The organism is Kitasatospora sp. NPDC086791 (assembly GCF_040685975.1).
In the GTDB taxonomy this organism is placed as follows: Bacteria; Actinomycetota; Actinomycetes; order Streptomycetales; family Streptomycetaceae; genus Kitasatospora.
The window spans coordinates 35946-52696 of sequence record NZ_JBFBOC010000030.1 but is presented as its reverse complement, the minus strand read 5'-3'; the positions used below and the strand labels follow the sequence as shown (position 1 = coordinate 52696).

Here is a 16751-nt window from a genome sequence, read left to right as displayed (position 1 = left end):
GGCCTTGTCTAACCATTCAAATTCTGTTTAATGGTTAGCATGAGCGGGCTGACGATCCCGCACGTCCGCCACCGCCACGTCGACGTCGACGGGCTGCGCGTCTTCTACCGCGAAACCGGCCCGGTCGACGCCCCCGTCCTCCTGCTGCTGCACGGATTCCCGTCCGCCTCCCACCAGTTCGCCCGGCTGCTCGACGCGCTCGGCACCCGCTACCGCCTGATAACCCCCGACTACCCGGGCTTCGGCCACAGCGACAGCCCCGCGCCCGACGCCTTCGCGTACCGCTTCGACACCCTCGCCGACGTGGTCGAGGGCTTCTGCCTCGCCCTCGCCCTGGACCGCTTCGCGCTGTACGTCTTCGACTTCGGCGCCCCCGTCGGCCTGCGCCTGGCCACCCGCCGACCGGAGTGGATCACCGGCCTGGTGGTCCAGAACGGCAACGCCTACGAGGACGGACTCTCCGACCGGGCGCGGCAGTTCATCGCCAACCGGCGCGGCGTCCCGGGCGCGGGGGACGCCGCCCGGTCGATCCTCACCCCGGAGATCACCCGCGGCCAGTACGAGGGCGGCACCGGCGACCCGAGCCTGGTCGCGCCCGACGGCTGGACCCTCGACCAGCACTTCCTCGACCTGCCCGGCCGCAAGGACATCCAGGTCGAACTGGCCCTCGACTACTTCTCCAACGTCGAGCGCTACCCCGACTGGCAGGCCTGGCTGCGCTCCCACCAGCCGCCCACGCGGGTGCTCTGGGGGCGCAACGACCCCTTCTTCACCGAGGCCGGCGCCCGCGCCTACCTGCGCGACCTGCCCCGGGCCGAGCTGCACGTGTTTCGACACCGGGCACTTCGCACTGGAGGAGAAGCTGCCCGAAATCGCCCCGCTGATCGACGACTTCCTCGCGCGCACGCAGAAGTGGCGAGGGGGCGGCGGAGGACCGACTGAGAGGCGGCCGGGAAGCAGCCGACCGGCCGGGGCGTCCTCCCTCCGGGCAGTGGCCCTCAGTCGCGGCGCAGCAGGTACGTGACGAAGCCGAGCGTCCCCCGGTAGCCGTGCAGCCACTCCCTGCGGCGCCGGTCGGCGGCCTCCCGGGCGGCCGCCGCCTCCGGGTGGTCCGGGTGGTCCAGCGCCCACTCGGCGAGCGAGCCCGTCCAGGCGAACTCGTACTCCTCCCACTCCCGTTCCGTGCTGACGTGCCCGGACACCGGCGTCCAGCCGTCGGCCAGGACCCGGTCGGTGGTCGTCGCCAGATCCGTGAACTCGTCCCGGGCCGCGCCCAGCCCGTCCAGCGCGGCCTGCGACGGCTCGCGCTGCCAGAACCCGTCGCCGACCAGCAACCGGCCGCCGGGGGAGAGGAGTTCGCGAGCCGCCGCGAGCGTCGGCAGCAGTCCGCCGAAGGCATGGGTGGAGCCGACGCACACCACCAGGTCGAAGGGCTCCTTCGCGGTGAACTCCCGTGCGTCCAGGTGGTGCAGACCGATCCGGCGCTCGACGCCGAGGACGGTCGCGGTCTCCCGGGCGCGGGTCAGGGCCCGGGCGTCCAGGTCCACCCCCACGGCGTGCCAGCCCGGACGCGCGGCCAGCGTGCGGATCAGCCAGGCGCCCTCGCCGCAACCGAGGTCCAGCGCCCGGCCGTCCGCCCGCCCGGCGGTCGCGCGGTCCAGCAGCCGGGCCACCGACTCGTCCGCCAGCGGGGCCGCGATCGGGTGGTGGGCGTGGGCGAGACGGGAGATCTGCTGACGGTCCATCCGAGCAGTATGGAGGCGATCGGCCGGCCGTGCCGGGGAATCCGCCGGGGGAGCCCGGACCGCAGGGAGGACGCGGGGGCCGCAGGGGGAACCGGGACCTATCCGCAGGCGGGTACGGGGGTCACGCCCGCGAGTAGGTCCGGCCCTTCCACGCCGCGCCCCGGCCGCGCCAGTGCTGCACCGCCGAGTCGACCGTCATCGCCAGGTACAGCCCCGCCGTGAACGGCAGCAGCAGCACGGCCGGCGCCGGCTGCCCGTAGTACCGGACCATCGGCAGGTACGTGCCCGCCATCAGCGCCCACGCCGCCCCGCCCGTGGCCGCCACCGCAGGGGCCCCGGCGACCAGTCCGGCCGCCGTCGCCACCGGCGGCACCAGGTACACCAGCCCCAGCCCCAGCACCGTCCCGAGCAGCAGCAGCGGCGAGTGCCGCAGCTGGGCGTACGCGCTGCGCGACACCATCCGCCACAGCTGCTCCAGCCGCGGGTACGGGCGGACGCTGTCCACCTCGTCGGCGAGGCCCAGCCAGGTCCGGCCGCCGGTGGACTTCACCGCCCGGGCCAGCGACACGTCGTCGATCACCGCGCCCCGGATCGCCGCCACCCCGCCGGCCCGCTCCAGCGCCTCGCGCCGCACCAGCGAACAGCCGCCCGCGGCGGCCGCCGTCCGGGCCCCCGGGCGGTTGCTGCGGCGGAACGGGTACAGCTGGGCGAAGAAGTACACGAAGGCCGGCACGATCAGGCGCTCCCAGCCGGTCTCCACCCGCAGCCGGGCCATCTGCGAGACCAGGTCCAGGCCGTTGCTCTCGGCCGCCGCCACCAGCTCGGCGAGCGAGTCGGGGCCGTGCGCGATGTCCGCGTCCGTCAGCAGCAGGTACTCGACGTCCGGACCGGCCAGTTCCACCCCGTGCCGCAGCGCCCACAGCTTGCCCGTCCACCCGGGCGGCAGCGGGGGCGGGGTGGTGACGGTGAGCTCCAGCCCGTCGATCCTCCGCAGCTCCGCCGCGACCGGGCCGGTGCCGTCCGAGCTGTGGTCGTCCACCAGGATCACCCGCGCCCGCCCCGGGTACTTCTGCGCCAGCAGCGTCGGCAGGCTCACCGGCAGCACCGCCGCCTCGTCCCGGGCCGGCACCACGATCGCCGCCTGCGGCCAGCGGACCGGCGGGCGACGCGGCGGCAGCCGCACGTCGGTGCGCCAGAACAAGCCGTGGCAGCAGGCCAGCCAGAGCCAGACCAGCAGGGAGGACGCGGCGATCCACAGCAGGACGGTCACCCCGGCAGTCTGCCGCAGAACGGGGTCGGGCGGACGGATCGACTAAAGTCTTGACCCGTGAAGATCGCACTGATGGACTCCGGAATCGGCCTGCTGGCCGCCGCCGCCGCCCTCCGGAAGCTGCGCCCGGACGCGGACCTGGTGCTGTCCTCCGACCCGGCCTCGATGCCCTGGGGGCCGCGCACGCCCGAAGAGGTCACCGAGCTGGCCCTCGGCTGCTGCCGGGCCGCCGCCGCGCTCGAACCGGACGCCCTGGTGGTCGCCTGCAACACGGCCTCCGTCCACGCGCTCGCCGCCCTCCGGGCCGAGCTGGAGCCCGGACTGCCGGTGATCGGCACCGTTCCCGCCATCAAGCCCGCCGCCGCGCTGGGCGGCCGGGTCGCGATCTGGGCCACCCCGGCCACCACCGGGAGCGCCTACCAGCGCGGGCTGATCCGGGAGTTCGGTGGGACGGCGGACGTCACGGAGGTCGCCTGCCCGGGCCTCGCGGACGCCGTCGAGCACGGCGACGACGACGCCATCACGGCCGCGATCGCCGACGCCGCCGCCCGTACGCCGGTCGGCACCGACGTCATCGTGCTCGGCTGCACCCACTACGAACTCGTCGACGACCGCATCCGCGTCGCCGTCGCCCCGACCGCCGCCCCGGGGCTCACCCTGCACGGCTCCGCCGACGCCGTCGCCGCCCAGGCCCTCCGCCGGGTCAGCGACCCCACCCGGACGGGGAACGGCACCATCACCGTGCTCCACGCCGGAGCCACCGCCGTCCTGCCCCCGGCCGCTGCGCTCTACCCGCAGGGCATCGCCCTGGCCACCCTCATCGGCTGACCTGCCGGCCCGGCCGCGGATCGTCGTGGCCAGGACCTCCCACCAGGACTTCCCCACCAGGACCTCCCCGCGAGCCGGGGAGGTCCTGGCGTCTTCGCTGCCGAACGCGCACCGGATGTGCCACCGGTACGGCGACGGCCTTGCGCCCCGTGCGCGAGGAATTCGGTGCCCGGAATTCCGGCGAAGGGTCTCGCGGCTCGCGGCCCGATTGTGCTCACCTGATGTCCAATTTCGGGGAGGAATGTCAGGAGGGGCGATCCGCCCGGTTTCTCCCGGTCCGAAGAGTCGATGGGTCCGGCACGGCTCCCCGCAATTCCGGCTGCGCGAGAAGTCGACCCGGTCGATTTTCCGCGCGGGCCATGCGTCGATGGCGACTCCGGTGCATTGGTGTGCGGCACGCCGCACCGGAAGTCTGCCATTCCCCTGCGGGCGTGATGCCGAGCGATGTCACCCGATGACTACTCGCGTAGAAATTCGGGGTTTCCGTGCCTCGCGCGAAGCGGTGCCCGGCAGCCCGTCCGGCCGGTGAGCTGCGGCGGCCTGCGTGAGAAGTCGACTTGGCCGACTTCTCACGCCGCCCGCGGGCCGGCCCGGGCGGGCTGGCACATCCAGGCGGTGGCGCGCTGTGCGAGAGGTCGGTGGGAGCGAGTTTCGGCGAGGGTCGACTTGTCGTGGCCATGCAATGATGGCTCGGATATCTACTCGCCCAGATTTTGATGTGTACATGTGTTCTCGTGCGAGAAGTCGGCCTGGTCGACTTTCGGTGCGGAGCGGCCATCGGATCATGGTCGGCGACTCGGGGGCTTGAGCGTGCCGCGTTATGTGGCGGCGTCGATCTACTCGCGTAGACACGCTTATCGTGCACAGGAAGTCGGCCCAGTCGACTTCCCGCGCAAGGGGCTCACCGGCTTCCCGGGTGGCGCTGGTCGGCATGGGTGGATCGCGTCGGCCGTGCGGGATATCGGGCGATTCGAGTTCTCTGTCCGGCGATGCCTCTGTGGCAATTCCCGACCGCGCTCTACTCGCGTAGACCATTGAAGGTGGCCATCACTGGCCAAGCTACTCGCGTAGATCAATCGCGCACATCGAACACTTTCGTGCCGAACGGGAATTTTGCATGACTGTCGGGCAAGCAGCCATCAGCCCTGGTGGCCGGCGGCCCGGGTGCGTGGGAAGTCGGCCTGGCCGACTTCCCACGCACTCACCCGGGGTCAGGCGACGGCCTGGCGGCGCCAGCGGCGGTAGGCGGGTTCGAGGCCGGAGAGGATGGTGTCGAAGCGGCGGGTGGTGGTGGAGGAGTCGACCTGGAGGCGGCTGATCTGGAGGGGGTGGGAGGGCAGGCGGGGGCCCAGGCGGTGGTCGGAGAGGAAGCCGAGGCGGTAGCCGAGTTCCTGCAGAACGGTTTCAGCACGCGGGTCGTGGCCGCCGTCCGGGTAGGCGAAGGCCGTCGGCGGCTCGCCGAGCCAGCGGGTGAGGGCCTCGTGGGCGCCGGTGATCTCGGCGCGGACGGTGTCGTCGTCGCAGCGCCCGAGGCACGGGTGTCCCTGGGTGTGGTTGCCGATCGCTACGCCCCCGTCCCGCAGGGCGAGGAGGTCGGCGGGGGTGAGCTGCTCCTGGCCGGGCGGTCTGCGGTCGGCGCTGACGCGCAGCTCGTGCAGGCTGCGCCGGCGGTCCGGGTCGGGCATCGCCTTGAGCCGGCGGAGCAGCTGGGAGGGGTGGCCGCGGTCGAGCGAGCGGGCCCGGCCGCCGTGCCGGGCGAGGAAGTCGGCCTCGTGCCACCAGAAGGGTCGCTCGGTGCCGATGAGCTCCGAGATGACGAAGGCGGTGGCCGGAATGCCGCGAGCGTCGAGCGCGGGCAGGGCGTGGGTGAGGACGCTCCGGTCGGCGTCGTCGAAGGTGACCAGGACGCTCCGGGGCGGCAGGGGCCGCCGCTCGGTCACGGCCTGGAGGACGGCGGTGAGCGAGACGGGAGTGGCGAGCCGCTGGAGCCGGTCGAGCTGGGCGCCGAACGACCGGTGGTCGGTTACCCCGTGGTACGCGAGCACGGCGAGGCGCTGGGCGGCCCGGGCCCGGAACAACGGCTGGACGGGGGCGAACCGCAGCCATTCGCCCCGTGCGTCCTGCTGTTCCGTCTCGACGGCCAGTCGGCGACGGCCCCCGCCGTGCCGGCTCGCCTCGTGCCGGCTCGCCTCGTGCCGCTCCGCCGCGCACCCGACGGGCGGTGGCAGCGCGCGCACGCCGGGCGCGGGCCTGGCGCGGGCCGTGGAGATCGATGGTGTGGACTGGGACTGCGGCACGGTTCCCCCTCGTTCGCCGAGCGGCGTGGCGGTACCGCCGGAGGACGGAGCCCGGCCTCCGACTCCAGGGGTCGGCGGCTCCGCCCCTGGACTTTCCTGTTCTCGGTGGGGGGTTCACACCCGTCCCTCGAACGGCTCCTGGATCATTCAATGCCTTTGAGACCGCTGCACCGCAGCGATGGTTGTACCGGGGGGACGAGGATTTTTCGTGGACTGATTGTGGAGTAGAAATGCGCAACCGGGGGCCCGATCGGCCTCCGGTCGGGGCTCCGGATCAACCCCGGCGGACATCTCCGCCCCACTCCCGCCCCACCCCTCCGGTCACCCCCGTCCCATTCCCCTCCCGTTCTCGTTCGACACTCGTTCGACCCCTGTCCGGCGCCCGCTTCCGCGGTCGCGCAGAGTGGTCGGATCCGCACTCCCTGCGGGCTGCCTCCCGCCACGGCCCGGGGTACCTTGGGCTCATGGCAGATGCGGACCGTGATCCCTTCCACCTGCACGGCGCCTCCCGGATGGCCCGTGCGTGCAGCGGCGGAGCCCTGGTCACCCACCAGCTCCCGCTGGCCGTGGTGGGCCTGGCCTGCCTGGCCGTGGGCATCGTGGTGGCGGTTCTCGTCCCGGACAATGACGGCCCGGCCTGGGCGATGGCGGTCGCCGGCTGTCTGGCGGCCGGCGTCCTGCTGCTCGGCCGGATCGCCTTCGGCCTCCTCCGCGATCGACGGCGTGCCGCGCTCTGACCGCCGGCTGGTCCGACGGGTGCGACGGAGGAAGTGGACCAAGAACGGGCCAAGCGCGCGTCAAACGCGGACCGGGCGGGGGATCGGGCGCGGACCGGAAGGGGAACGGAAACCGACCGGATCGGAGAGTGTCGCCCACCCTTATGTCGATCGAGTTCGGAATTTTGAAACCGCGGGTCGAGTGAAATTGGTCAGGGCGACCGAATATCGTCTTGCCGGGCAATCTTTGGCCCCTTTGTTTCCTCATTCTTTGGACGCCGGCTCCACCGCGCCTCTACTGTGAATGCGTTCTTCCGGGTCGAGTCGAAACGCCGTGGAGGGGGAGCGATGAGCGGCAGACCGGATAGTGCCGGGTCGGCCTCATGAAACGCGGTGGCGATCTCGCCGTCGCCGCCCTGGCCGCGGTCGTGGCGCTGCCGCTGGCCCTGCTGATCGCCGTCCTGGTGCGCTGCACCACCGGTGGACCGGTGCTCCAGCGGCAGACCCGGACCGGGCGGCACGGCCGCGAGTTCCAGATCCTGCGCTTCCGGGCCGCCGGGGCCGGTCGGCTCGGCACCCTGCTGCGCCGCACCGGCCTGGAGGAACTGCCGCGGCTCTGGAACGTGGTCCGGGGCGAGATGGGGGTGATCGGCCCGGTACCGGCCCGGCCCGACCAGGTGGACCGCTACTCCGGCCGGGAGCGCGTCCGGCTCGCCGTGCGCCCGGGACTGACCGGCTGGGCCCAGCTCCACGGCCATGCCGCCGAGCTCGACCTCTGGTACGTCGAGCACCGCTCCCTCCGGCTCGACCTGCGCATCCTCGGGCTCACCGTCCTGGCCCTGCTGCGCCCGGCACACCGGTGACCCGCGGGAAACCGCCCGAGCCGACCCCCGGCCGAGCCGACCCCGCTGCCGACCCGGTCGGGCCGCGACTGCCCGAACCGCCCGGCTAGGCTGCGCCACATGGCCATTCCCCCCTTCCTCGCCGACCTCCGCTCCCTCGTGGGCCACCGCCCGCTCTGGCTGAGCGCCGTCGTCGCCGTCGTGCTGGACGACCAGGACCGGGTGCTGCTCGCCCGCCGGGCCGACGACGGCCGCTGGGCCCCGATCGGCGGCATCCTCGACCCCGGTGAGCAGCCCGCCGACGGTGTGGTGCGCGAGTGCGAGGAGGAGACCGGTGTGGTGGCCGTCCCCGAGCTGCTCGCCTCGGTCACCGTCTCGCCCGAGGTGACGTACCCGAACGGTGATGTGACGCAGTACCTGGTGCTGACCTTCCGCTGCCGCGCGGTCGGTGGCGAGGCGCGGGTGAACGACGACGAGTCGCTGGAAGTCGGCTGGTTCGCGCTGGACGCGCTGCCGCCGATGATCGGGATCGAGCACGAGCGGCTGCGCCACGCGCTCGGGTGCGAGGGCCCGGCCGTCTTCACCTGGGAGGGCAAGGAGCGCCCCTGAGCGGCGCCCGCCCCGGCCCCGGTCAGCCCTTGTACTGCCGGTAGGCCTCCTCCGCCGCGTCCAGCACCGCCGCCAGGTCGCCGCCCGCCGTGGCGGTCGCCGCCGCGGCCACGGCGCCCTCGACGAACGGGGCGTTGGCGAACCGGACCGGGAACGGCAGGCCGTGCTCGTCGGCCTCGGACAGCAGGGCCCGGACGGTGGTGACGGCGCCGCCCAGGTCGGCGAGCACCACCACGCCGTGGCCCTGGTCCACCCGGCGGGTCGCGGCCGCTACCAGGACGGCGCTGATGCCCGGCCCGTCCGACGGGTCGCCGCCGGTCGCGGAGACCGGGGCGGGGGAGTCGGATCCGGTCAAAGCGAGCGCCAGGTTGCGCACGGCGGTGGCCAGTTCCTGGCTGTGCGAGACCAGGACGACGCCGACCCGGCCGTGCGTGGGGGGTCGACCGGGGGTCGGCCGGGGCAGCGGCATGGGCGAGGGGGGCGTACGGGGCGCCGGGGGGTGGGCCGAGGGGGCGTCGGAGATGGGGATGACGTCGGCGCGGGTGCCGTCCCGGCGGCTCATCGGCTGCTCCCTTGGGCGGTTCGGTGGGTGGGCGCGGGCGGGGGCGCCCGGCCGTGCGGTGCGGCCCCGTGCGGGGTCGCGGAGGGATCCGTACGGCCGGCGGGGACGGTCTCCCGTGTCCGGCGGCCCGGGCGGCGCCCTGGCAGCACTCTGGCAGCTGCCCGGCGCCCCCGCCGGTCGGGACACGCCTCGACCCTCCCCGCGCCTCCCCGAGGCGGTTCCGGCCCCCCTGTGGCGGCTCCCCGCCCCGCGGGAGGAGTCCTCGTCAACCCGCTGACCGGGGACGGGCGGTGTGGCTAGGCTGGCCCCGGAACGCCGTCGGGAGGAGATCGGTCAGTGGCAGTCAACAGCGGGACGGACCTGGAGGTCGGTGGCGCGCAGCCGGTGCCGACGCCGAGCGGGAAGCCCAAGGTGGACTTCACCGGTGCGGAGTGGCTGTGCAGCAGCCAGGGGGTCGGGGACGTCCAGATCGCTTTCGTGGACGGGTACATCGGGATGCGGGACGGCCGCCAGGAGGACGGGCCGGTCCTGGTCTTCACGCCGGCGGAGTGGCGGGCCTTCGTGCTCGGCGCCCGGGACGGCGAGTTCGACCTCACCTGAGCCGCTCGTCGGGGCTGGCCCGGGCGGCTGGCCCGGGCCTGCTCGGCGGGGTTGCCCGGGCCGGCCATCGCGGAGCGGGACCCCGGACGACGACCGGGGCTCCGCTCCGCGGGCGTTTTTCCGGTCCGAACATCACAACTGATGATCTATTGAGCGTGCCCCGTCATAATTTCTGTTGACTGTTAGACAAACGCAGCTCAGAGTATGAGCACAGGCAGACGCCGTGCCCACCGCCCCCACGCGGCCAGACACGGCGCCTGCTGTGCGGCCCGGCAGCGCTGCCAGGCCATCCTCCCAGTCATCCCCTGCGCACCGGGGTGCGTCGGCCGGTCCCGGCCCACGAGGGGCCGGCAGTCGCCGGGAGGCTGGCGCCGGATCCGAGAGCGACTCGGACGACGGCACCGACGCTCGGGACCCGCACGCCCCCACGCGGCGGCGTCCCGAGCAGATCCACGGGAGCGACGGGCCGGGGCCCCGCGGATCTGGCTTGTGGTGTGGAACTGTTGGCTTGTGTGTTCGTGCTGTGTGCGATGACGAAGCTGGGTGCTCGGCAGTTCGGCACGACAAGTGCACAGTGAGGGATACGCGTGTAGGGCCGCGTTGCGACATGCCGTCCCCCCGGAGGGTGAAACCCAGAACGGCTGTCGTGCTGAACCGAACGTAGCCCGGACGGTTGCTCAGAGTCAACATTGGTCTCTGAGCGTCGATCTCCCGCGCGTCCCCCGTCGGCGCCCCACCCACCTCGCGAGCGTGGTGTGCCGGACACGTACGATGTTCCCATGTCTTTTCTCCGCCGTCGCTCCGGACAGCCCGCCGGCCCGGACTTCGACGTGCTCGCGATGGACCCGGGCGACTGGCCCGGTGACTTCGGTGCGGCCATGATGACCGGCCCGGACGGCTCCTGCCAGGGGATTTTCCTGCGCTACGACCTGTTCGGCGGCAGAGGCCCGGCGATGTTCATCGGCAACCTCCCCGAGGGTTCGCCCGCCCGGGAGACCGGCGACGACGTGCCCTTCGAGGTGCGGCAGCTGCTCGCGGCGCTGGAGAACGACGAGCCGGTCGAGTTCGTCTCGGCCGAGGACTTCCCGGTCATGCTCGGGGACGACCTGCTGATCGTGAAGAAGGTCAAGGTCAGCGAGGAGCGGGTGTTCTGCGCCCAGTTCGGCCGCAGTGACGGTGTTCTGGTCACCATCGCGTCCTGGGACCGACCGATTTCGGACGACCTGTATCAGCTGCTGAAGCCGCTTCCGGCAGACATGTTCCAGCAGGGCTGATCCCTGTGGGTCCCGCGGGCCCTCCTGGGGGCCTCACCGGTCACCCGGAGCCCCAGGGGTCACCCGGGCCCGTACGGTCCTCCCAGGGGCCGGTTCCGGCCGGGCCGACCGGCGCCCGCCCGCGGGCCGGACGCGGCTTGACGGTATCGATCAACGGTTCGTACAGTCGCGAACATGCCGTGCCGTCTCCCGTTGCTGACCCGTCGTAGGCACCTGGACCTGCGGCGCACCGCCAGCGCGGCGTGTCCGGGCCGCTGAGGGGGATCCGTCCCCCGGCGGCGGGCGGTCGACCGGGTCCGGTCGGCGTCGAAACCAGGGGGGGCGGGCCGTGAACCGACCTCCGGGGCCGCCAACCGGTACCGCGCGCCCGTACGGCGTGCCGCCCGCATCCGTCGAGCCCACGCTGCCGCCCGGAGGCACCGCATCATGACGACCCGCGCCGCCGACCGTCCGTCCGTCGACCACTCGCCCGAGGAACGTTCCGCCGGCGACCGCCCGCCCGGCAACCACCCGCTCGCCGACCGCCCGTCCGTCGGCCGCTCCCGGAGGGCGACTTCCGGACAGGCCGATTCCGGCCAACCCGCACCCGGATCCGGCCCCGGGCCGAGCGCCGGGCCGACGTCCCCGCAGGCGTCCGAGCCGACGTCCGACCGCGCGGCGGTCGAGACCGCACTGGCCGGGCTGCCCCGGGTGGTCGACCTGCTCGCCGCCCGCGCGGAGGAGCACGACCGCGACGCGACCTTCCCGTACCAGGGCATCGAGGCGGTCCACGAGGCCGGACTGCTCACCCTCACCGTCTCCCGCACGTACGGCGGACCGGGCGGCACGCTCGCCGACACCGTCCGGCTGCTGTCCCGACTCGGGCGCGGGGACGCCTCGGTGGCCGTGGTCACCGCCTTCACCCTGCTCCGGCACGCCGAGCAGGCCCGCCGCGCCGACTGGCCGACGGCCGGCTACCGGCGCCTGCTCACCGAGTCCCGGCGAGGCCCCGCGCTGGTCAACACGCTGCGGGCGGAGCCCGGAACGGGACCGGGCGGACTGCCGGAGACGGTGGCCCGGCGGGACGGCGACGGCTGGCTGCTGACCGGCCGGAAGACCTACTGCACCGGCGCCGAGGCGCTGGCCTGGATGGCGGTGACGGCGCGGACCGACGAGGCGGAGCCGAGGGTCGGGACCTTCCTGGTCCGCGGTGAGAGCGAAGGCCTCGAGATCGACCCGACCTGGGACCAGCTCGGCCTGCGTGCCAGCGCCAGCCACGACGTGGTGCTGGACCGGGTCCGGGTGCCGGCCGACCTCGCGCTCGGCCTCGGCGCCCGCGAGTCGAGGAGTGCCGCCAGGAACGGCACCGGGGCTGGCGCCGGGGTCGGTGCCGGGACCGTCTCCGCGGCCGAACTCTCCCTCGCCTGGCACGATCTGGCCCTCTCCGCGGTGGCGATCGGTGTCGCCCGGGCCGCCGAGTCCTGGCTGGTCCGATTCCTCGGCCAGCGCACCCCGGCCAACCTGACCGAGCCGCTCGGCACGCTGCCCCGCTACCGCTGCGCCCTCGGCGAGATCGAGGCCCAGCTGATCGGTGCCGAGGAACTGGTCGAGGGCCTGGCGCCCCGGGTGGACCGCGGCGAGCCGGACGCCGTCGCCCGCACCGGCCCGGCCCACCTGCTGGCCACCCGGGCCGCGACGGCGGCGGTCCAGCAAGCCGTCGCCCTGACCGGCAACCCCGGTCTGAGTCGGCGCCACCCGCTGGAGCGTTACCTGCGGGACGTGCTCAGCAGCCGGGTGCACCTGGCGTCGGACGAGACCGTCCTGGAGGCCGCCGGCCGGGCCGCCCTGGAGCGGGGCGCCCGGCTCTGACGGTCGGCCGGCCCGTTCGGGTCCGACCGGCCTGTTCTGGCCCGCCCGGGCCCGGCAGTCGGGCAACCGCCGGTCCGGGCACGGCGGTTCAGCGCGTCCCGACCGCGGCCCGGACGGCCCGCCGGGCGAGCGCGGCGTCGTCGTAGAGCCGGCGGATCATGATCCGCTGCTCCTCGCCGGCGCCCGGCACGTCGTACAGCCGGATCTCCCGCATCAGCACCAGCACCAGGTTCACCAGGAACGCGTCCCGGGCCATCGTGCCGCCGCTCTGGGCGAGTTGGCTGATCTGACGGCGCGCCGCGGTGTCCCCGGAGAGCACGCTCCACAGCACCGCCAGGTCGTAGCCGGGCAGGTACCAACCGGCCTGCTCCCAGTCGACCAGCACCGGGCCGGACGGCGCCAGCAGCATGTTGCTGAGCAGGGCGTCGCCGTGGCAGAGCTGCAGCGGGGTCTGGCCGAGGCCGTGCAGCAGGCCGCGCAGGTCGCCGGCGTCCCGGTCGGTGAGCTGGCCCACCGAGTGGTAGCGGGCGATCTCCAACTGGTAGTCCAGGCGCGGCTGGAACACGTCGGTCGGCGGCCGCCACAGGTTCAGCGTCCGGACCGCGGTGAGCAGTGCCCGCACCTCGCCCGGGGTGGGCGCGTTGACCGGGTGGCGCTCCCGGGCGGCCGGGCGGCCGGGGACGCGCTCCATGACCAGCACGCAGCGGTCGTGGTCGGCCGCGACCAGCCGGGGCAGCCGCACCGGCGGGCGGTGCCGGACGAACGCCCGGTAGACCGCGACCTCGTGGTGGAAGTCGGCCACCAGCTGCTCGAAGTACTCACTCCGCACCGCCTGCGGCGCCAGGCACTTGGCGACCACCGGGGCCCGCCCGATGGTGCCCGCCACCAGGATGTGGCGGCTGCCCTCGCGCAGGACCTGGCGCGGGGTGAACGCGGGACATATCCGCGCGACGCTCGCCAGCGCGGCCCGGACCGACGGGGTCTGCAGCGCCGACGGATCGATCCGCTCCGGCCCGCCGGGCTGGCCGGGCCGCCGGGCGCGCAGCACCTGGCCGTCGGCCTGGCGGGCGAGCGGGATCCGGCCGCCGGCGGGCGGGGCGCTCTCGGGGCCGCGCAGCCCCAGCGCGGTACGGCCGGTGGGACCCAGCGCCGTACGGCCGGCCGGGACGACCCGGGTGTCCGCGGTCCGGCCCTCGACGCCGCGCGGAGCCGCCGGACGGCTCGCCGGGGGCGCCTGCTTGGGGCCGGGCCGCCCGGCGGCTGCGGTGGGGGGGCGCAGCGCGGTGCGGGTCGCGGTCGGCGTGGGGGTCGTCGCTGAGGAGTACATGGGCTGAGGGTGGTCCCTTCCGGTCCGTCGGCGGGTGCGGCCCCGCGGGGGCGGGGAGGGCCGGTGCCGTGTGCTTCCTGGCGTGACGGCGGCCCTGCGGGTGGTGCGGTACGGCGTTGGGCGCTGCGAGTGGTGCGCGGGCGCCGGGCACGGACGCGAGGTCGGCGACCCCTGGTCGGCGGTGCTCCCGCCGTCCGCACCCTGGGGAATGCGGTCGGCCGGACTGCCGTGGCCGTGCCCGGCGCTCCCGCGCCACCCGGCCGCGCCACCCCCTCGGGTGAGTACCGGGAGCGTCCCGTGACACCGTCGGGGGACTGCCCCGACGCCGGTGGGACGCCGTCCGACCCTCGGGGGCGAGGTGGCGCATCCCTACAACACACCCGTCGGGCACTGGCTTAGTAGTCTGGCGGGCCCTGGCGAACGGTGGCGAATGCTCGCCCGAGGCCGACCGGAGCCTCTAGCCTCGGAGGAGCCGAGGAACCTGGGGGCTTCATTGAGCAGGGGACCCAACACCCGACTCGCCGACCTGTTCGTCCTGACCGGATGGTCGAAGGGCGAACTCGCGCGGCTGGTCAACCGCCGGGGTGCCGCGATCGGACAGATGCAACTGTCCACCGACACGTCGAGGGTACGGCGTTGGATCGAGCAGGGGGAGATCCCGCGCGATCCGGTGCCGAGGGTGCTGGCGTCCGTGTTCACGGAGCGGCTCGGCCGTGTCGTCACCACTGAGGACCTCGGTCTGGAACGACACCGGCCCACCAGGTCCGGAGCGGCGTCGTCCGCAGCAGTGCCATGGTCGCCGGATCGAACAGCCGCGGTCCTCACCGAGTTCACGGGAATGGACCTCATGCTGAACCGACGTGGATTGGTGGGCGCCGGAGCCGCGCTCACGGCCGGGGCGGTCATCGCCGACTCGCTGAAGGGCTGGCTGGGCGGGGACGCCGTCGCGTACGCGGCCTCCGTCCCCGGGCCTCGACAGGTGGTCACCGGGAGCGCGGCGCGCCCGGTGGTGGACGTGTACGACGCGGGCCCGGTCGGGCTCGACGAGGTGGAGTCGCTGGAGCGCTCGGTGGAGGTGTTCCGGGCCTGGGACGCGGCCCGCGGGGGCGGGCTGCAGCGCAAGGCGGTGGTCGGTCAACTGAACGAGGTCGGCGGCCTGTTGACGCACCGGCACCCGCCCGCCGTGGAGCGGCGGCTGTGGGCGGTCGCGGCCAACCTCGCGGTGCTGGCGGGCTGGATGTCGCACGACGTGGGCCTGGAGCCCACCGCCCAGCGGTACTTCATGATCGCGGCCGACGCGGCCAAGGAGTCCGGCGACCGGCCGCGGGCCGGCGAGGCGATCTCCCGGGCCGCGCGGCAGATGGTCCACCTGGGCCGGGCCGACGACGCGCTCGACCTGATGTCGGCGGCCAAGGCGGCCGGTGGGGAGCTGATGCCCAGAACGCGCGCCATGCTGAACACCGTCGAGGCCTGGGCGCACGCCTCGATCGGGCACTCCCAGGACACCTACCGGCTGCTCGGCGAGGCCGAGGACCTGTTCGCCGAGGACGCGCCGGAGCCGCCGCCGTCCTGGATGCAGGTGTTCGACGAGGCCGAACTGCGCGGCATGCAGGCCCTGGTGCTGCGCACGCTGTCCGAGCACGACCCGGGGGCGGCCTCCGGGGCCCGCCGGCACGCGGAGCGGGTGATCACCCTGCGGGAGGGCACCGGACAGCTGCGCTCGGCGCTGTTCGACCGGATCACCCTGGCCTCGGTGCACCTGATCACGGGCGAGCCGGACGCGGCGGAGCTGCAGGCCAAGATGGTGATGAACCTGATCGGCCAGAACTCCTCGCACCGGACCTGGGACCGGCTGCGCGAGATGTACCGGCTGACCGCGGCGTACCGGGGGGTGCCGGTGGTGGACGAGCTGCGGGCCGAGCTGGGGCGGGAGTTGCGCGCGGCGGACGGCAAGAACCGGCCGCGGCTGACGTGAGGGGCGCAGCTGGTGTCCGTGGTCCCGGGTGTGGCCGGGGAGTGTGGCCGGGCCCGGTGGGTCCGGTGCGCCCGTCGCCCGGTCCGGCCGGGCGGGGCGGGCGGGGCGACGGGCTCAGTCCGGCGGTGCCGGGCGGAGCAGCATGCGCAGCGCGGTGACGGTGCCGTCCGTGCCGAGGACGGGTTCGCCCGCGCACTCGACGCTGTCGTGCCGGCCGCCGGGCCGGCGGATCCGCAGGGTGCCGGCGGCGATCCGGCCGTGCACCAGGGCGTCGGTCATCATCCGGCGCAGCAGCGGCCGGTCGGCCTCGGGGACGCGGTCGGGCAGCCGGTCGAGGCTGAGCGGGCCGTGGTCCGGGTCGCAGCCGAGGAGGAGGTAGGTCTCCGGGTTCCAGTGGATGCCGTCGGTCAGCAGGTCCCATTCGGCGGAGCCGAGGAGGCCGTCGTCGTCGCGGCCCCCGCCGAGGTGGGGGCCGGACGGCTCCTGCGCCGTGCCGTCCACTCTGTCGTCCGTTCCGCCGTCGGCGTCTCCGCCGGTGCCGTCGTCGCCCGCCCCGCCGTCGTTCGCGCCACCACTGTTCGCACCACGGCCGTTCGCGCCCGCCGGGGCGCCGTCCACCGTGCCGGTGCCCGGCGGCCGGGCAGCTCCTAAGGGCATGTTCATGGCGGGTCCATCGTTCGGATTCGGCCCGCTTTGTGCGGGTCGTTCGGGTAGTGAGAAGACTGTCGCACAACGTCCTCATCCCCGTGGGTGATTTGGACAGAACGCAGGCAAAATTCCCCTGGCATATGCCACTGTGGCAGCCGGCTCCGTCGCCCTGTGTGCGGACCGGGGCCCGAGGCGGTAACCTTCGGTGTT

General features: G+C 74.1%; 16 protein-coding genes. 10 read left to right on the top strand and 6 right to left on the bottom strand.

Annotated elements, in window-relative coordinates; genetic code table 11:
* The first annotated feature begins 39 nt into the window (after nucleotides 1–39).
* Nucleotides 40–942, top strand: a complete 903-nt coding sequence (locus AB0Q99_RS28450; RefSeq protein ID WP_363576416.1) for an alpha/beta hydrolase — start codon at nucleotides 40–42, stop codon at nucleotides 940–942.
* A 56-nt stretch (nucleotides 943–998) separates the two neighbouring features.
* On the opposite strand, the gene AB0Q99_RS28445 is transcribed toward AB0Q99_RS28450, so the two are convergent.
* The gene (locus tag AB0Q99_RS28445; protein ID WP_363576415.1) at nucleotides 999–1745 is read right to left on the bottom strand and encodes a class I SAM-dependent methyltransferase; all 747 of its coding nucleotides are present in this window, start codon (nucleotides 1743–1745) and stop codon (nucleotides 999–1001) included.
* 121 nt (nucleotides 1746–1866) lie between these two features.
* On the bottom strand, nucleotides 1867–3015 hold the full coding sequence (locus tag AB0Q99_RS28440; protein WP_363576414.1) for a glycosyltransferase: 1149 nt from the start codon (nucleotides 3013–3015) through the stop codon (nucleotides 1867–1869).
* 57 nt (nucleotides 3016–3072) lie between these two features.
* Here AB0Q99_RS28440 and AB0Q99_RS28435 point away from each other — a divergent pair, with 57 nt between their 5' ends.
* Entirely contained in the window at nucleotides 3073–3843 is a 771-nt protein-coding gene (locus AB0Q99_RS28435; RefSeq protein ID WP_363576413.1) for an aspartate/glutamate racemase family protein, read from the top strand.
* Between the two features lie 1211 nt (nucleotides 3844–5054).
* Here the strand turns inward: AB0Q99_RS28435 and AB0Q99_RS28430 are convergent.
* Complete coding sequence (locus tag AB0Q99_RS28430) at nucleotides 5055–6140, bottom strand: polysaccharide deacetylase family protein (protein ID WP_363576412.1); 1086 nt, start codon at nucleotides 6138–6140, stop codon at nucleotides 5055–5057.
* Between the two features lie 464 nt (nucleotides 6141–6604).
* On the opposite strand from AB0Q99_RS28430, the gene AB0Q99_RS28425 reads away from it, so the two are divergent.
* From AB0Q99_RS28425 to AB0Q99_RS28415, 3 genes are all read left to right on the top strand, one after another.
* Entirely contained in the window at nucleotides 6605–6877 is a 273-nt protein-coding gene (locus AB0Q99_RS28425; protein WP_363576411.1) for a hypothetical protein, read from the top strand.
* Nucleotides 6878–7239: 362 nt separating this feature from the next.
* Nucleotides 7240–7719, top strand: coding sequence for a sugar transferase (locus AB0Q99_RS28420; RefSeq protein ID WP_363576410.1), 480 nt, complete (start codon nucleotides 7240–7242; stop codon nucleotides 7717–7719).
* Between the two features lie 99 nt (nucleotides 7720–7818).
* Nucleotides 7819–8307, top strand: a complete 489-nt coding sequence (locus AB0Q99_RS28415; RefSeq protein WP_363576409.1) for an NUDIX domain-containing protein — start codon at nucleotides 7819–7821, stop codon at nucleotides 8305–8307.
* A gap of 22 nt (nucleotides 8308–8329) precedes the next feature.
* Here AB0Q99_RS28415 and AB0Q99_RS28410 read toward each other — a convergent pair whose 3' ends face one another.
* Nucleotides 8330–8869, bottom strand: a complete 540-nt coding sequence (locus AB0Q99_RS28410) for a PTS fructose transporter subunit IIA (protein ID WP_363576408.1) — start codon at nucleotides 8867–8869, stop codon at nucleotides 8330–8332.
* Between the two features lie 360 nt (nucleotides 8870–9229).
* Here AB0Q99_RS28410 and AB0Q99_RS28405 point away from each other — a divergent pair, with 360 nt between their 5' ends.
* The 4 genes from AB0Q99_RS28405 (at nucleotide 9230) to AB0Q99_RS28390 (ending at nucleotide 12591) form a co-directional block, all read left to right on the top strand.
* A complete protein-coding gene (locus AB0Q99_RS28405; RefSeq protein ID WP_363576443.1) occupies nucleotides 9230–9469 on the top strand; it encodes a DUF397 domain-containing protein in 240 nt (79 codons plus the stop codon).
* Between the two features lie 779 nt (nucleotides 9470–10248).
* Complete coding sequence (locus AB0Q99_RS28400) at nucleotides 10249–10743, top strand: hypothetical protein (protein ID WP_030058989.1); 495 nt, start codon at nucleotides 10249–10251, stop codon at nucleotides 10741–10743.
* 174 nt (nucleotides 10744–10917) lie between these two features.
* Nucleotides 10918–11001 carry a putative leader peptide gene (locus AB0Q99_RS28395; protein WP_350526312.1) on the top strand — a complete coding sequence of 28 codons (84 nt, stop codon included), beginning with the start codon at nucleotides 10918–10920 and terminating at the stop codon, nucleotides 10999–11001.
* Nucleotides 11002–11169: 168 nt separating this feature from the next.
* Nucleotides 11170–12591 (top strand): acyl-CoA dehydrogenase family protein, encoded by a 1422-nt coding sequence (locus tag AB0Q99_RS28390; RefSeq protein WP_363576407.1) that lies wholly within the window; start codon nucleotides 11170–11172, stop codon nucleotides 12589–12591.
* Between the two features lie 88 nt (nucleotides 12592–12679).
* Here AB0Q99_RS28390 and AB0Q99_RS28385 read toward each other — a convergent pair whose 3' ends face one another.
* Nucleotides 12680–13918 carry an aminoglycoside phosphotransferase family protein gene (locus AB0Q99_RS28385; RefSeq protein WP_363576406.1) on the bottom strand — a complete coding sequence of 413 codons (1239 nt, stop codon included), beginning with the start codon at nucleotides 13916–13918 and terminating at the stop codon, nucleotides 12680–12682.
* A gap of 493 nt (nucleotides 13919–14411) precedes the next feature.
* On the opposite strand from AB0Q99_RS28385, the gene AB0Q99_RS28380 reads away from it, so the two are divergent.
* Entirely contained in the window at nucleotides 14412–15893 is a 1482-nt protein-coding gene (locus AB0Q99_RS28380) for a hypothetical protein (protein WP_363576405.1), read from the top strand.
* Between the two features lie 114 nt (nucleotides 15894–16007).
* Here the strand turns inward: AB0Q99_RS28380 and AB0Q99_RS28375 are convergent, their stop codons facing one another.
* A complete protein-coding gene (locus AB0Q99_RS28375) occupies nucleotides 16008–16556 on the bottom strand; it encodes a PAS domain-containing protein (RefSeq protein ID WP_363576404.1) in 549 nt (182 codons plus the stop codon).
* Nucleotides 16557–16751: the final 195 nt, after the last annotated feature.

Bases quoted from the DNA above. Each gene is read 5' to 3' on its own strand.
- AB0Q99_RS28390 (WP_363576407.1), top strand. From the start codon at position 11,170: ATGACGACCCGCGCCGCCGACCGTCCGTCCGTCGACCACTCGCCCGAG.
- AB0Q99_RS28415 (WP_363576409.1), top strand. From the start codon at position 7,819: ATGGCCATTCCCCCCTTCCTCGCCGACCTCCGCTCCCTCGTGGGCCAC.
- AB0Q99_RS28450 (WP_363576416.1), top strand. From the start codon at position 40: ATGAGCGGGCTGACGATCCCGCACGTCCGCCACCGCCACGTCGACGTC.
- AB0Q99_RS28445 (WP_363576415.1), bottom strand. From the start codon at position 1,745: ATGGACCGTCAGCAGATCTCCCGTCTCGCCCACGCCCACCACCCGATC.
- AB0Q99_RS28410 (WP_363576408.1), bottom strand. From the start codon at position 8,869: ATGAGCCGCCGGGACGGCACCCGCGCCGACGTCATCCCCATCTCCGAC.
- AB0Q99_RS28420 (WP_363576410.1), top strand. From the start codon at position 7,240: ATGAAACGCGGTGGCGATCTCGCCGTCGCCGCCCTGGCCGCGGTCGTG.
- AB0Q99_RS28425 (WP_363576411.1), top strand. From the start codon at position 6,605: ATGGCAGATGCGGACCGTGATCCCTTCCACCTGCACGGCGCCTCCCGG.
- AB0Q99_RS28375 (WP_363576404.1), bottom strand. From the start codon at position 16,556: ATGAACATGCCCTTAGGAGCTGCCCGGCCGCCGGGCACCGGCACGGTG.
- AB0Q99_RS28395 (WP_350526312.1), top strand. From the start codon at position 10,918: ATGCCGTGCCGTCTCCCGTTGCTGACCCGTCGTAGGCACCTGGACCTG.
- AB0Q99_RS28385 (WP_363576406.1), bottom strand. From the start codon at position 13,918: ATGTACTCCTCAGCGACGACCCCCACGCCGACCGCGACCCGCACCGCG.
- AB0Q99_RS28400 (WP_030058989.1), top strand. From the start codon at position 10,249: ATGTCTTTTCTCCGCCGTCGCTCCGGACAGCCCGCCGGCCCGGACTTC.